Origin of the sequence: Microbispora sp. CA-102843 (assembly GCF_050936215.1) — a bacterium.
GTDB lineage: Bacteria > Actinomycetota > Actinomycetes > Streptosporangiales > Streptosporangiaceae > Microbispora.
The window spans coordinates 9,206,351-9,220,857 of record NZ_JBNJNF010000001.1; the positions used below are offsets into that span (position 1 = coordinate 9,206,351).

At 72.1% G+C, this 14,507-nt stretch carries 12 protein-coding genes; 1 reads left to right on the forward strand and 11 read right to left on the reverse strand.

Features of this window, described 5'->3' with window-relative positions; translation table 11 throughout:
- Window positions 1-10 precede the first annotated feature (10 nt).
- From ACQEVJ_RS42925 to ACQEVJ_RS42935, 3 genes are read right to left on the reverse strand one after another with little or no spacing between them, the layout of a single operon-like run.
- Window positions 11-1,516, reverse strand: coding sequence for a VWA domain-containing protein (locus ACQEVJ_RS42925; RefSeq protein WP_433110926.1), 1,506 nt, complete (start codon window positions 1,514-1,516; stop codon window positions 11-13).
- A complete protein-coding gene (locus tag ACQEVJ_RS42930) occupies window positions 1,513-2,946 on the reverse strand; it encodes a hypothetical protein (protein WP_433110928.1) in 1,434 nt (477 codons plus the stop codon). The genes ACQEVJ_RS42925 and ACQEVJ_RS42930 overlap by 4 nt, the downstream gene beginning before the upstream one ends.
- Window positions 2,946-3,449 (reverse strand): hypothetical protein, encoded by a 504-nt coding sequence (locus ACQEVJ_RS42935; protein ID WP_433110930.1) that lies wholly within the window; start codon window positions 3,447-3,449, stop codon window positions 2,946-2,948. Before ACQEVJ_RS42935 ends, ACQEVJ_RS42930 begins: the two co-directional genes overlap by 1 nt.
- Window positions 3,450-3,676: 227 nt before the next feature.
- Here ACQEVJ_RS42935 and ACQEVJ_RS42940 point away from each other — a divergent pair, with 227 nt between their 5' ends.
- A complete protein-coding gene (locus ACQEVJ_RS42940) occupies window positions 3,677-4,777 on the forward strand; it encodes a HesA/MoeB/ThiF family protein (protein WP_433110932.1) in 1,101 nt (366 codons plus the stop codon).
- 25 nt (window positions 4,778-4,802) lie between these two features.
- Here the strand turns inward: ACQEVJ_RS42940 and ACQEVJ_RS42945 are convergent, their stop codons facing one another.
- From ACQEVJ_RS42945 to ACQEVJ_RS42980, 8 genes are all read right to left on the reverse strand, one after another.
- Window positions 4,803-5,261 carry a nuclear transport factor 2 family protein gene (locus ACQEVJ_RS42945; RefSeq protein WP_433110934.1) on the reverse strand — a complete coding sequence of 153 codons (459 nt, stop codon included), beginning with the start codon at window positions 5,259-5,261 and terminating at the stop codon, window positions 4,803-4,805.
- Between the two features lie 127 nt (window positions 5,262-5,388).
- Window positions 5,389-6,708, reverse strand: a complete 1,320-nt coding sequence (locus ACQEVJ_RS42950; protein WP_433110936.1) for a sensor histidine kinase — start codon at window positions 6,706-6,708, stop codon at window positions 5,389-5,391.
- Window positions 6,705-7,394 (reverse strand): response regulator transcription factor, encoded by a 690-nt coding sequence (locus ACQEVJ_RS42955; protein ID WP_433110938.1) that lies wholly within the window; start codon window positions 7,392-7,394, stop codon window positions 6,705-6,707. The genes ACQEVJ_RS42950 and ACQEVJ_RS42955 overlap by 4 nt, the downstream gene beginning before the upstream one ends.
- 92 nt (window positions 7,395-7,486) lie before the next feature.
- A complete protein-coding gene (locus tag ACQEVJ_RS42960) occupies window positions 7,487-8,845 on the reverse strand; it encodes a cation:proton antiporter domain-containing protein (protein ID WP_433110940.1) in 1,359 nt (452 codons plus the stop codon).
- Between the two features lie 46 nt (window positions 8,846-8,891).
- On the reverse strand, window positions 8,892-10,235 hold the full coding sequence (locus ACQEVJ_RS42965) for a cytochrome P450 (RefSeq protein ID WP_433110942.1): 1,344 nt from the start codon (window positions 10,233-10,235) through the stop codon (window positions 8,892-8,894).
- Window positions 10,229-11,281, reverse strand: a complete 1,053-nt coding sequence (locus ACQEVJ_RS42970) for an alpha-hydroxy acid oxidase (RefSeq protein ID WP_433110944.1) — start codon at window positions 11,279-11,281, stop codon at window positions 10,229-10,231. The genes ACQEVJ_RS42965 and ACQEVJ_RS42970 overlap by 7 nt, the downstream gene beginning before the upstream one ends.
- A complete protein-coding gene (locus ACQEVJ_RS42975; RefSeq protein ID WP_433110946.1) occupies window positions 11,278-12,846 on the reverse strand; it encodes an NAD(P)-binding domain-containing protein in 1,569 nt (522 codons plus the stop codon). The genes ACQEVJ_RS42970 and ACQEVJ_RS42975 overlap by 4 nt, the downstream gene beginning before the upstream one ends.
- A gap of 65 nt (window positions 12,847-12,911) precedes the next feature.
- Complete coding sequence (locus tag ACQEVJ_RS42980) at window positions 12,912-14,450, reverse strand: class I adenylate-forming enzyme family protein (RefSeq protein WP_433110948.1); 1,539 nt, start codon at window positions 14,448-14,450, stop codon at window positions 12,912-12,914.
- Window positions 14,451-14,507: the final 57 nt, after the last annotated feature.

Sequence of the window (14,507 nt, forward strand, 5' to 3'; positions counted from 1 at the left end):
AGGGGGTCTCCTAGGCGAGGAAGTTCTTGAGTTCGAACACGAGCTTGCGAATGTGGCCCGAGATCACCGGCGTGCCCAGGTCCTTGAGCTTCTGCCGGAACCACGGGTTGACGCTCTGCTGGCCGCCGCTGTCCACCGAGCCCACCGGGATGAGCCGTACGCCGGATCGGTGCAGCGCCTCCATCCCGGCGTAGACGGCGGCACAGTTCCACTCGTAGAAGTCGGAGATCCACACGACCACCGTGTTGCGGGGGTCGGCGACCTTCGGCTGGGCGAGGGCCAGGGCGGCGGTGCCGTCGGTGCCGCCGCCGAGCTGGGTGCGCAGCAGCACCTCGAACGGATCGTGCACCCACGGGGTGAGGTCGATCGCGCGGGTGTCGTACGCGACCAGATGCACGTCGACCTTGGGCAGCCCGGCGAAGATGGACGCCAGGATGGTGCAGTTGACCATCGCGTCGACCATGGAACCGGACTGGTCGACCACCACGATCATCCTGGCCGGCGTCGTACGCCTCGCGGTGCGCCGGTAGTAGAGCCGGTCGACGTAGAGCCGCTGGTCCTCGGGGCTGTAGTTGGTGAGGTTCTTCCAGATCGTGCGGTCGAGGTCGAGGTTGCGGAACACCCGCTTGGGCGGCACCGATCGGTCGATCACGCCCGCGCTGGCCTTCTCGACCTGTGTGCGCAGCACCTCGGCGACCTCGTCGACGAACCTGCGGATCAGCGCCTTGGCGTTGGCCAGCGCCACGCCCGACAGGTTGGCCTTGTCGCGCAGCAACTGCTCGACCAGCGACATGCTGGGCGTGAGCTGCCGCGCCAGGGCCGGGTCGGCCAGGACCTCGCGCAGCCGCATGCGGCTGACCAGCTCGGCTTCGATGCCGGCCAGCGCCTTGGCCAGGTCGTCGTCGCCGATCCTGACGCCGGCCCCCGGCCCGAATCCGGCCGTGGGCCCGGACCCTGGTTCCGTCCCCGGTTCGCCGCCGGGCTCTCCCGGTGTCGCGCCCGTTCCCGCGCCTGTTCCCGCGCCTGTCCCCACTCCGGGCGCAGGCCCGCCGCACAGGGCCCCCTTGAGCCAGGCGGCGTCCCGCTGCCAGGTCGCGAGCTGGGTGGCGCTGACGTCACCCGCACCGGTGGCGAAGACGTTGAGCAGCAGCTTCGAGACCAGCGCAGCCCGGCGCACCTCGCCGCCCGGCACGTGCTCGCCCGGCGTGAGCAGGGTCTCGAACTCGGCGGCCAGTTCGGGGAAGCGCTGCACCAGCGAGTCGATGGACACGGCCGGGTCGAGCAGCCCGGGGGGCAGGCCCAGGTCGCCGACGACCGCGACGCCGGCGGTCTCCAGCGCGGGCTGCTCCTCATGGTCGAACAGCCGGGCGAGCAGCCGCCAGTAGAGCACCTGACGCCGGTTCCGGTCGGCGCTCGTCAGACCGTCCTCGCCGACCGTGGAGTCGCCGACCGTGGAGTTGCCGACCGCAGGGGTGCCGATCGTGGAGATGTCGCTCGTGAAGATGTCGTCGTTCATCGTCGCAGCAACCGTCCGGCTCGTTCCCGCAGCACGGTGACCGCGTCGGCGGCCCGGGCCTCCGCCTTGGCCGCCTTGGGGTCGGTGGGCCCGAGCGCCCAGTCGCCGGTGGCGACCACCACCGCCTCGCGCTTGACCTTCGCCTGCACGGCGAGCGGCTGGAGCGTCCATCGGCCGCCGTCCCACCGGACCAGTCCCACACACGCCGACGAGGCCGCCACCAGCTTGGGCGTGAGCGGACCGCAGTCGGGCAGCCGTTCCGCGTCCACGGCCAGGATGGTTCCGCCCAGGTCGAAGGAGCCGTCCTTGGTGACCTTGTAGCCCTCCACCAGCACGGGTTCGGCGATCCGTACGGGAACGCGGTCGAGGGGCGGCACCGCCGGGGCGAGCGCGCCGGGCAGGCACAGCCGGGCGGTGGCCAACGGGTCGGCGGGCTTGCTCACGAAGGCGCGCTCGTCGTGCCAGACGAGGTCACCGCTGTCGAGCAGGGGCACGTCCGCGATCTCGATGCTGCGGCGGTCGGCCAGCGCGGCCAGCAGCACCTTGTGGCGCTGCGGCAGCTTCCACAGCGCGGAACCGACGATGGTGTCGACCTTGGCGGCCGTGACGGAGGTGCGCACCAGCCGGGACCTGCCGCCGTCGGCGGGTTCCAGGACGGCGTGCACCTGGAACTGGACGGCGGTGCCGTGCTCGTGCACGTCGACGCCGAGCACCAGCAGCCGTCCCGACACCATGGCGGCGGGCTGGGGCTCGCCGGTCAGGACGCCGTCCTGCGACAGCAGCAGGGCGCGGGTCCACAGATCGGCCCAGCGCCGCACCGGCAGGTGCTCCGCCGAACCGACCGGGCAGGAGGCGCGCAGCTCGGCGGCGAAGCCGTCGAGCAGCACCGCGAGCCTGCGCAGATCCGGTACGGCGAGCAGTGCCTCGATGACCTGGTCCGCCGCGGAGACGAGATCGTGGTCGACGCCGCGCCAGCCGGTGATGGCCAGCTCGCGCAGCCAGGAGCGGACGCCGCCGAGCACGTTCCCAGCCGGCTGAGCGCCGGCGCCGCCCGCCACCCCCACGCCACTGGGCGCCGCCGGCCATTCCGCGCGCTCCCGTCCCAGTGCCGTGTCGAGGCTTCCGAGCAGGGAGTCGTGCACGGCGCCGTACAACGCGACCCGGCCGCCCGCCAGGGCCGTCAGATGCTCCTGCGTGATCGAACCGGACACGACCGCGTCGGCGGCCTCCGCCAGCCGATCGCCGAGGGGGGTGGCCGCGAACGCCGCGGCCAGCGCGGTCACCGCGTCGGCGCGCTCGTCGGCGAGCCGGGCGAGGCCGTGCACCAGGGCGTCGTCGAAGCCGTCGAGCAGCGCGAGCGCCTCCTCGGCCCCCTCACCGGCGTTTCCCGAGTCGCCGCCGAGCAGGGCGGCGAGCTGTACGGCCAGCATCAGCCCACCGTCCCCGTGGCCGGGAACCAGTGCAGCTCCGGGATCGGCAGGGTCGTGTCGGGCACCTCCAGGTAGGCCAGGTGGCGCAGGAACCGGCTGAACACGACCGCGGCCGGGGCGGGCTCGTGGACGCCGCCCAGGCAGTCGGCCAGTTCCGCACCCTCGGGGACCTCGACCCGCAGGTAACGGGACACGCGGTCGGCGCCGTACTGCACGACGGCCTCGGCGACCAGGGCCCGCAGGTGCTTGCACGGCGAACCGTACAGGCCGCCGCAGGGGCGGTTGTTGTTGGTGCTGCAGTTGTAGTTGTGGGTGCCGGCGGCGACGGAGGAGACGTAGACCCGGCCGATGTCCGAGCCGCTCGACACCACGCCCTGCAGCCGGCCGTCCGCCAGCTCGACGAAGGGGACCTTCGCCAGCTTGCGCGGCTGGACCGGCGGCACCACGCGCAGCCTGCTGTGTCGCGCCCACACGATCGCGCCGTTGGGGGAACGGTCTGTCATGATCCGGAAAGTAGCCGAGCCGTACGACAAAACCGCCGCGTCGATCACGCCGTCCCGGCTACCGGTTCGAGCGCGGGAGGAGACCGTCACGGCACTGGCCGCCGCCGCATCCAGGGATGATGCTGCTTCGGCATTCGCCTTGACATAAGTGGACACTTCCAGAAAGATCCACCTGTCGATTATTGTCCCGCCCGCGATGCCAAGAGGTCGCCTTGCGGTTGCCCCGCGTGAAAGCCCAGCACCGCCCCCACAGGTACGGCAACGACCGGATCTGGATAGGCGGGTCCGTCCACGGCGTGGCGGAGATCAGCGATCCGGACGGCCACGCCTGGGCGGCCCTGAACGCCATGGACGGCACGAGGACCCCGCAGGAGGTCGTCGCCCGACTGCTCCGCGCGTTCCCTCGGCTGACCGAGACCGAGGCGGCCCGCGTCGTCGATCTCCTGCTCGGCTCGGGATACGTGGAGGACGCCGCCGGCCCGCGGCCCGAGGAGCTCAGCCTGCGGGAACTCGAACGCTACTCACGCAACGCGGCGTTCTTCCGCGGCGTCGACCTCGCACCGCGCGAGCACGGCTGGGAGGCGCAGGTCCGCCTCAAACGCTCGCGCGTGCTCGTCCTCGGGCTGGGCGGCACCGGCAGCCACACGGCCTGGGCGCTCGCCGCGTGCGGCGTCGGCGAGATCCACTGCGTGGACCGCGACCTGGTCGAGCTGTCCAACCTGACGCGGCAGGCCCTCTATCGGGAGGCCGACATCGGCAGTCCCAAGGTGGAGGTGGCCGCCGCCCGGCTCGCCGAGGTCAACTCCTCCGTCCGCGTCACCGGGGAGACCCGGGTGATCGAGTGCGAGGAGGACATGCGCGACCTCGTACGCGGGTTCGACGCGGTGGCGATGTGCGCCGACGAACCGGCCGGACGGGGCGGCATCCGCATCTGGGCCAACCGGGCCTGCCTGTCGGAGAAGATCCCGTGGGCGCTCGGCGGTTACAACGGCCCGCTGGTGAGCGTCGCGGCGTTCACTCCCGGCGGCCCCTGCTACGAGTGCCTGACCGCGAGCGTCGACGCCCCTCTCGCGCCCGGGATCCCCGTCGACCTCGGCGGGCCGGACGTCATCGCGCCCTCCGCCGGAGTGTCGGGCCACCTGACCGCCCAGGCGGTCATCGCGTTCCTGACCGGGATTCCCGCGACCTCGGGCAGCTACGTCACCGGGATCAACCTCGTCGCCCCGGACCAGCACGTCTACACGCGACATCCGGCGGCGCCCGACTGCCCCGCCTGCGCGCCGGACGCGCTCCACGCCGAGTCTCTCGGCAGGAGCATGGCCGGGTGACACGGCACCAGGCGGCCGCCGCCGGTCAGGCGAGCGGGAGGCCGGCCCCGCGTTCGGACTCGGGGCGCGGGCCGCGGATGCGCCGCTCGCTCTCCTCGATCGGCACGTCGTTGATGCTCGCCTCCCTGCGGCTCATCAGGCCGTCGGCGGTGAACTCCCACAGCTCGTTGCCGTAGCTGCGCCACCACCGGCCCTCGGCGTCGTGGCACTCGTACTGGAACCGTACGGCGATGCGGTCGCCGCCGAACGTCCACAGCTCCTTGCGCAGGGCGTAGTCCTGCTCGCGCTCCCACTTGCGGCGCAGGAAGGCCACGATCTCCTCCCGTCCGGTCAGGAACTCCGAGCGGTTACGCCACACCGAGTCCTCGGTGTACGCGAGCGCGACGCGTTCGGGGTCTCTGGTGTTCCAGGCGTCCTCGGCGGCCTGCACCTTCTGCCTCGCGGTCTCCTCGGTGAACGGCGGAAGCGGTGGACGTGTGCTCATCTGCTCTCCTTCCCGAACGAGAGAACGATCGCTCTCCATACGTCGCCGCCATGGGTATGGCCCGGATCATGCCCTCACCTCGCACCGGCAACCGCGGGCGCGAGCACGCTCCGCCGTCCCCGGAGGACTACAGGGACGCGTCGCCGGGGCCGGAGGCGGTCGCCTCCGGCGTTCTGTTCGTCTCGCTCCGGGCCTGCGGAGGCAGGAAGATCCGAGACAGGCGCGGAGCGGGGTCCGGCGTGGCCCGTGGGAGACGGATGGTGAAGGTGGCCCCGGCTCCCGGCCGCCCGTCCACGTCGATCGTGCCGCCGTGGGCGTCCATCACCTCGCTCACGAGAGCCAGGCCGATGCCGAGACCCGCGGTGTGGGGCGCGCCGACATGTCTGGCGAACAAGCGCTCGCCGTCACGCGGGTCCAGCCCCACGCCGTCGTCCCGCACGCTGAGCTGAACGGTCTCCGGACCCGAACACACGGTCACCCAGATGTGGCCGCCCGCGGAGGTGTGGCGGAGCGCGTTGTCGAGGAGCGCGGAGATCACCCGGCGCAGCGCGGACGGCGCCCCGCACACGACGTGATCGCCCGGACCCCGGCGCAGGTCGATGGTCACTCCGCGCTGCCCCGCGCGGGCCGCCTCGGCGTCGGCCGATTCCTCCGCCAGCGCGGCCAGGTCCGCGGGACCGGACGGCCGGCGGCGCTGCCTGAGCTGTGTCGACAGCAACAGGTCCTCGATCACCTCGCCCAGTTGCCCGATGCCGGTGACCAGCCGGTCGACGTCGCCCGCGACGAGAAGGGGGTCGGGATCCCGCCGCAGGCGCCGGGCGGCGAGCTGCGCGCGGACGTGCAGACGGGTCAGCGGACTGCGCAGTTCGTGGCTGACGTCGGCGGTGAACCGGCGCTGCCGGTCGAGGGCCTCGCCCAGCGGCGCGATCGCCCGGCGGGCGAGGACCTGACCGATCAGCAACGCCGCCAGCAGGGCCGCGACCTCGGCCGCGCACAGCGTGCGCAGCAGCCGCTGCCGCTCGGTGATGGGGTAGTACAGGTCCATCACCGCCTGCAGGGGCACGTCGCCGCGCCGCTGCGTACGGACCAGGTACGTATGACCACCGACCTCCGCGACGTCGACCCGGGTCCGGCCGTCGGCGGCGACCCGGTCGAGCGTCTCGCGCACCGGCAGGCTCTCCGGCGCCCCCGGGGAGCTCCGCACGGTGTTCGCCCGGAGTTCGAACAGCCATACGCAGGGCGGCGGGTGGTCCATCGGGGCCGACATCGCGGCCACGGCCAAATCGCGCCGGGCGGTGGCATCCTGCTCGTCCACCACGACGCAGTAGACCAGCGCGCCGAGGAGGGCGATCGCCAGCGAGAACACAGCCGCCACCTGCGCGGTGATCCGGCGGCGGGTCCGGATCAGCAGGCGCCGCTCCGGGTCGAAGGGCCGTGACGTCGTCACAGCTCACCCAGGCGATACCCCACGCCCCGCACGGTACGGACGACGCCCGGCCCCAGCTTGTTGCGCAGGTAGTAGACGTAGGTGTCCACGATCGACTCGGTCCTGGCGCCGTCGAAGATCCGCTGCCGGAGCGAGGTGCGCGTGTGCACCTGCCTGGGTCGGGCCGCCAGCGCGTGGAGCAGCCGGCACTCCTGGCCGGACAGCGTCACCTGCTCGCCGGACGGCAGCCGTACGGTGCTGGACGCGGAGTCGAGCCAGCCGGCGCCGAGCGGCAGCAGCGCGGCCTGGTCCAGGTTCCTGCGGTGCAGGGCGCGCACCCTGGCCAGTAGTTCGTCGATCTCGAACGGCTTGACCAGGTAGTCCTCGGCGCCCGCGTCGAGTCCGGTGACGCGATCGGCGAGGGCGCCGAAGGCGGTGAGCATCAGCACCGGCACGGTGACCGCCTGCCCGCGCAGCCGGCGCAGCAGATCGAGCCCGTCGACCACGGGCAGCCCGCGATCGATGATCATCGCGTCGTAAGCGCGGCTCAGCCCCAGGTGCAGGCCCCGCTGACCCTCCAGCGCCAGGTCGACCGTGTATCCCTGGTCGGTGAACACCTCGACCAGCATGTCTCCCAGCTCGCGGTCGTCCTCCACGAGCAGCAGGCGCAAGGAGCGCGGTTCGGATGTCCCCGATATCCGTGCCACCGGACAACCGTGGCACCGATATCAGGAAATATCCAGACTCCGGAATTACGCTCCGGGGACCCCGCCCCATATTCTGCGAATGCCCCGAACCCTCATGTGAAATTAGATGAAACCGGTTTCTCCCGCCCTCGACGCATCGAGGCCGCGCTTTCCGCATCCCCGGGCTCGTGGCGCTCGGGCAGCGCCAGTTTGTACAGCGGCAGGGCCGTCGCGGTGGTGAGAACGGCGACGAGGACGAGCATCGCGAAGAGCTCCTGCGTGATCATGCCCTGCGCCAGGCCGATGTTGATGAAGATGAGGATCATCAGTCCACGGGCGTTCATCATCGCGCCCATGGCCCAGGATTCTCGCCAGCCGAATCCCAGCGCCCGCGTCGCCAGCGAGCAGCCGAAGTACTTCCCGCAGAAGGCCAGGGTCAGGATCAGCGCGAACGCCAGGAGCGCGAAACCGCCGGCGATGCCGCCGAGATGGGTGTTCAGCCCCGAGAACGCGAAGAAGACGGGCAGCAGCAGGGTCGATACGAGATCCATCATCCGGCCGTGCAGAGCGGCGCGGAACGCCGGCTGGCGCGGCATGGACAACCCGGCGACGAAGCCGCCGAACACCGAGTAGACGCCGATCGCGTCGGTGATCCACCCGGCCGCGAGCGGCACCAGCACGATCACATACACGGCGCCGGTGCCGAGCCGCCCGGTCTCCGCGACGCGGCGGCCCAAGGGGCGCAGCAGCGGAGCCACCACCCCGAGCATCACCGCCGCGAACACCCCCGCCAGGGCGATGGTGCGCAGGGTGTCACCGGGACCGCCGCCCAGATGCACCGCCGACAGCGCCGCGAGCAGGCACCAGGCCACGGCGTCGTCGATGGAGGCGGCCAGCAGGGCGATCCGGCCGACGCGGGTGTTCTGCAACCCGCGTTCGTACAGGATCCGGGCGAGCATGGGGAACGCGGTCAGCGACAGCGCTCCCCCGAGGAACAGGGCGAACTCCACCCGGCCGACGTCCGGGCGGGAGAGGCGGTCCCACAGGACGAGACCGGCTGCGCCGCCGAGCACCAGCGGGGAGACGATTCCCGACGCCGCCAGCACGCTCGCCTTGCGCAGCTCGCCCGGCGCCCGGGCGTCGTGGTCCATCCCGGCCCCGACCAGGAACATGTACAGCGTCAGGCCGAGGGTGCTGAGCACGTACAGGACCGGCCTGACCTGGGCGGGGAACAGGGCCGCCTGGGCGTCGGGGAACACCGCGCCGAGCAGCGTCGGCCCGAGCAGGACGCCGGCGACCATCTCGCCGACGACGCGCGGCTGCATCACCAGGAGCGCCAGCCTGCCGCACAGCGCCGCGGTCAGCAGGATGACGGCCAGGGCCGGCAGCACCCTGAGGGCCAGCTGCAGGTTGGGATCGGCGGCGTGCGCCTCCGCTGAAAGAAGGACGGGGAGAAGGGCCGGAACGGCCATGGCATGTGCCTCCGCTCGTGGTCGGGACCTGACGTCGGCCGGTCGTCTACGTGCCCTCGGGACGGGCGTCGCCGGAGAAGTGGCGCTCGCACAGCCGCAGCCGGCGCGCGTCCCACACCATGTAGGTGCCGAGGACGAGCTGCACCAGACTGCGCCAGACGTCCTCCCAGCCGTCCCTGAGCCGCATGGACAGCAGCGTCAGGCGCCGTCCCGGCCCGCGCCGCGCGGCCGGCGGGGTGAGGAGGCACGGTCCCCGGTTGGGCAGCGACCGGGTATGCGCGGCGGTGGAGTCGAGCTCGTACGCACGCAGGGTCTCCCGCACCGCGACCCGCATGGCGAGCGGTGCGAGCCGCCACGCCGGACAGGGACGGTTCGCCGGCATGCCGAACGGGATGTGGTTGAGCTCCCTGACCGGGGCGTGCCCGGGGGCGAAGCGTTCGGGATCGAAGCGCTCGGGCTCGGGGAAACCCGCGCGGTGGAAGGCGGGGTAGTCGAAGCACAGCACCGAGCCGGCCGGGATGGCGACGCCCTCGCCGAGGGGGATGTCGCCGATGGTGACGCGGTGGGCGATGCCGAACAGCGGGTAGAGCCGCAGCGTCTCCGCGATCACCTGGTCGAGGAACCGGTCGTCTCCGGCACGCGCTCTGTCCTGCACGTCCGGGTGCTGGGCGAGAGCCATCAGCACGTGGGCCGTGGCCTCCGACATCTGCACGACGGCGGTGTTGAAGAAGGCGCCCTGGAGATACAGCGCCTGCTCCCGGGCCGTCAGGCCCGCCGGGAGCTCGTGGCCCACCCTGGGCAGCGACTCGACGAGATAGGCCGTCAGCCGGTCGCGCCGGTCCATGTGCCGCAGGCCACAGCACTTCAGCGCGGTCACGACGTCGTCGGCGTTGCCGACGACGAGGTCACGCGCGTACGGCGGGCACGGCTCGCCGAAGACCAGCTCGTAGGAGAACTCGGCCCAGGCCGGCATCATCAGGTCGCGCAGCCGGACCAGCCCGCGCCTGCCCTCCAGTGCCCGGTTGACGCACCGGCGGGTGAGCTCCTCCACCTGTGCCCGCGGCTGGGACAGGACGCGGCGGGTGGCCAGGGCGACAGCGTCGTACCGCTCCCCCGCCTCCAGGTGCTCCTGGTGCATCTCGGGCCCCGGCGACAGCCAATACCAGAACAGGTCGGACAGGACGGCGCCTTCGCTCCGGCCGGAGGCCGCCGGATGGGAGTAGACCTCCCTGAACCGGTCCACGCCGACCAGGTCACCGGGCACCGGGATGCTCTCCTCGCCGTTGATCCTCGTGAACACCCACCCGCGCAGCGCGACGACGCGCCCGGGGAGCCACCGGGGCAGGCTGATCACGACGATGGCCGCGGCCACCCACACCGCCGTCAGCATCGCCGCACCAGGCCCGGTTCGAGGTCGTGCAGCGAGGCGAGGCCACACAGGGTGAGCGTGTGCTCGACCTCGTCCCGCAGCAGCCCGAGCACGCTTGCCACGCCGCGCTCGCCGTCCGCCGCCAGGCCCCAGATCACCGGACGGCCGACCGCGACGGCGGACGCGCCCAGCGCCATCGCCTTGACCACGTCGGTGCCGCGCCGGATCCCTCCGTCCACCAGCACCGGTACGGCCCCGCCGACGGCGGCCACGATCTCCGGCAGCAGATCGACGGTGGCCGGGACGGTGTCGAGCTGCCGCCCACCGTGGTTGGAGACGTACAGCGCCGACACGCCGTGGTCCAGCGCGAGGCGCGCGTCGGCGGGATGCGTGACGCCCTTGAGCACGATCGGCAGCCGCGTCATCCGCCTCAGCAGATCGACGTGCTCCCAGGTGATCGCGGGCGACATGACGATCGGCCGCACAGTGTCGGGGTCGCCGTCGCGCAGGTTCTCGCAGCGCACGCCCTCGGGCAGGTCGTCGAAGCCGTTGCGCACATCCTGGTCCCGACGTCCCCGGGTGGGGGAGTCCACGGTGACGACCAGCGCCGCGCACCCTGCCGTCTCGGCACGCCGGACGATCGCCTCGGTGAAGGCCATGTCGGGCTGGACGTAGAGCTGGAACCACAGGGTGGCGCCCGGCGCCGCGGCCACGACGTCCTCCACGGCGACGGTGGCGGCCATGCTCACGATCATGATGGTCTCCGCGGCGGCCGCCGCACGGGCCGTGGCCTTCTCCCCCTCGGGGTCAGCGAGCCGGTGGAACGCGGTCGGCGCCACCAGCACCGGCGTCGCCACGCGGCTGCCCAGCAGGGTGACCCCGATCCGTGGGCTCCCCGTGCCGCGCAGGACCCGCGGCAGCAGCGCGAGCCGGGCGAACGCCGCCTCGTTGGCCTTCACCGTGATCTCGTCGCCGGCCCCGCCGGCGAAGTAGTCGTAGTGAGCGGGGTCCAGCCGGTCGCGGGCCGCCGCCTCGAACTCCCGGATGGTCGGCAGCACGGCCGTCACACCGAGACCGGAAGGCTCTGGCGCTGGAAGAAGTCCCGGAGCGGCCGGTGGTGCACCTCTTCCGAGGTCCAGTCGTTCTCCAGGTTCTCGGTGACGTGGTGGACGGCCTCCACCACACCTCCCCGGTAATGGCGTACGACCGGGTGGAGGTAGTGACCCTCGTGGGCGCGCTCCGCGTCACTCTGGCTGATCCGTCCCACCGAGAGGTCGAAGGGATCGATCTGGTCGTGGCGTGGGCCGTACTCCAGGGTGATCGCGAAGTGGCCCCCGTCACCGATCGGCGGACCCTGCAGGTCGACCGGCAGCTCCTCCAGATAGCGCGCGCCGCCACGCCCGTCCGGGACGATGACGTCGGCCAGCACCCCGAACTGCTGCCACAGCCCGGAGCTGCGGTTGACCCGTTCGAGCACGGCCGCCGCGAGCGCGTCCGGGTCGGCGGGGAGCGCGCATCCGGGCCACGGTACGCCGTGGTGCCTGGCCTCCAGCATGCGGTGCAGGGCGCGCACGCCGTACCGGAAGCCGTGGATGAACCCGTTGGTGCCGCGCTTGAAGTCGAGCGACTGGGTGATCGTCCCGGCGAAGTGGAGGCCGGGCACGTTGACCGACTCGTAGGCCGGGGTCAGCGCGGGGAACCTGTCCCCGATCGTCAGCTCGGGACGGCACTCGGGAGAGAAGACGGAGGCGTCGAACCGGAATCCGGTGCAGACGATCACCCGGTCGTACGGGATGTCCTTGGTGACCTCGTCGGCCCGGACGAAGGCCACCGTCACCAGGTAGGAACCGTCGGCCCGGCGCTCGATGCGCCTGACGTCGCCGTCCAGCACGGCGTTCTGCAACTTGAGCTGGTAGGTGTCGAGGAAGTTGTTGTTGACCGCGCGCAGGTGCCCGACGAAGTGGGTCCGCCAGGCCAGGCGCACCGAGTGCGGTCCGGCCACGTGGACCACCGCGGCCGTCTCGATGAGGTTGTCGGCGGTCTCGAAGGCCGAGTTGGCCTTGCCGATGACGAGCACCCGCATGTCCGTGTAGTCCGCGGGGTCGGTGGAGTGGGTGCTGTACTGTTCGGCGGTCTCGATGCCGGGGATGGGCGGGACGTTGGGCCGGGAGACCCCCGTCGCGACGATCACCCGCCGTGCCCGGTAGGTCCGGCCGTACTCGTCGGTCACCAGGAACGGGCCTTCGGCGTCCGGGCGGGCGACCTCGGCGACCCGCGCGTCGTACGTGACGTGCAGGCCCTGGACGGCCGCGAAGTCCTCCAGGTAGCGGACGAAGTCGTCGGCGGCGGGGAAGTAACGGTCGCTGTAGCGGGTGAACAGGAGACGGGGGTCGTCCGACAGCAGCGAGTTCCAGTCCATCCGGAGGTTGAGCTCCGGGTCGTCCCATCCGGTGTGCTTCTTGTTGATGGAGATGAGCTTGCGATGGCGGGGAAAGGTCCGGAAGAACGCGCCGGGCTCGGGCGTCGCCTCGAGAATCCGGTAGCTGCGCCCCGCCCGGTGCAGGAAGTGGCCCATCTGCAGGCCCGCCGGTCCGGCACCGATCACCAGGTAGTCCAGGATGTCGTCCGGCATTGACGCCTCCCTCACTGCGGTGGTTGAAGTTTCACCAGTGTTGGCGGGCGATTCTCAGAGATCGATCAGAGCGCCGAGGACAGATGCCGCTCCAGCAGGGCACGCTTGTCCGGTTTGCCGCTCGGCGCGACCGGTACGGAAGACACCGTCGTGATCGTCCGAGGGACGTTGTCCGCGCCGAGCTCGGCGCGGACCAGCTCCGCCAGGGCAGTGACGTCGGGGGTGCGGCCGGGGGCGGGGACGACGAACGCGTGGACGGCCTCCCCTGTCCGCTCGTCCGGCGCGCCGGTCACGTACGCCTCGGCCACGTCCGGATGCCCGGCCAGCGCCCGCTCGATGGGACCGGCGTAGACGACGATCGCGTTGACCATGATCACGTCCCTGGTCCGGCCGGCCAGGTACAGCAGGCCGATCTCGTCGAGGTGACCGAGATCGCGGGTGCGCAGCCAGCCGTCCCGCAGCACGTCGCGGGTCTCCTCCGGCTGGCCCCAGTAGCCCGCCATCAGGAAGGGGCTGCGCACGTGGATCTCGCCGGTCCGTCCCGTCGCGACCGGGCGGCCCTCCTCGTCGCGCACGCTGATCTCGACGCTGGGGTGCGGGCGGCCGACCGAGGCGGGCGCGTGGTCCGACTCGCCGGGAGTGAGCATGGAGATGACGCCGGCCTCGGTCGCGCCGTACCCCACGTAGACGACGGGGCCCAGCCGGTGCACCGCCTCGAGCAGCCGATGCGGGCTGACGGGCGATCCGGAGACCGTCAGCGCGCGCAGGCTGCCGACGTCGACCGGCTCCTCGCGGAGCAGGTCGAGCATCTGGCACAGCCGGGGCACGGTCACGATCGCGCCGGTGATCCGGTGCCGCTCGATCGCGTACGGGAACAGCGGCCGGCCGTCCTCATCGGGGATCACCGCGGTGCCGCCGCCGAGCAGGCACGACGCCAGGAAGTCCTGCACCACCAGGCTCGACAGGGTGCCGAACAGCATGTAGCGGTGGAAGGACTCGTCGAAGCCGGGCGCGATCGACGACCAGCCGCGATGGCTGGACCAGTGCGCGGCGAGAGCCCGATAGGTGAGCACGCAGCCCTTCGGCCGGCCCGTGCTGCCGCTGGTGAAGGTCAGCAGGGCCACGTCGTCCGGGCGCGCCGTGACGGCGGGGAAGCGGTCGTCGCCGGGATGGGACAGGAGGTCGACCGCCCCGGCCGCACCGGGGGCGGGCCCCAGCGACAGCACCGCGGCGGACCCGGCGGCGTGGAGCAGTTCCGGTGTCGCCGTCGACCGGTCGAGGACCACGGCGTCGACTCCCACGCCGAGCACGTCGGCGAGCTGGCGGGACGTGTACCCGGGCCGTACGCTCACGACGCGGCAGCCCAGCACGTGCGCGGCCATCTGGACGGCGAACGCCTCCGGCGAGAGGCCGGTGCGGACGGCGACGCCCTTGCCGGGGCCGAGTCCCGCGTCGCGCATCGCGCCGGCCATGCCCCCGATGAGCTCCAGCAACTCTCCCCGGGAGACGATCCTGGTGCCCTGTTCGAAGGCGGCAGTGCCGGGCGAGCCGCGCAAGGTTTCCAGCAGCAGGTGCGGGAACGCGTGGGTGGCGGGATCGTGCATGTCCGGCTCCTTCGTCTCGCGAGGCACCCGCCCCGCAGCGACGACACGACCGGCCGC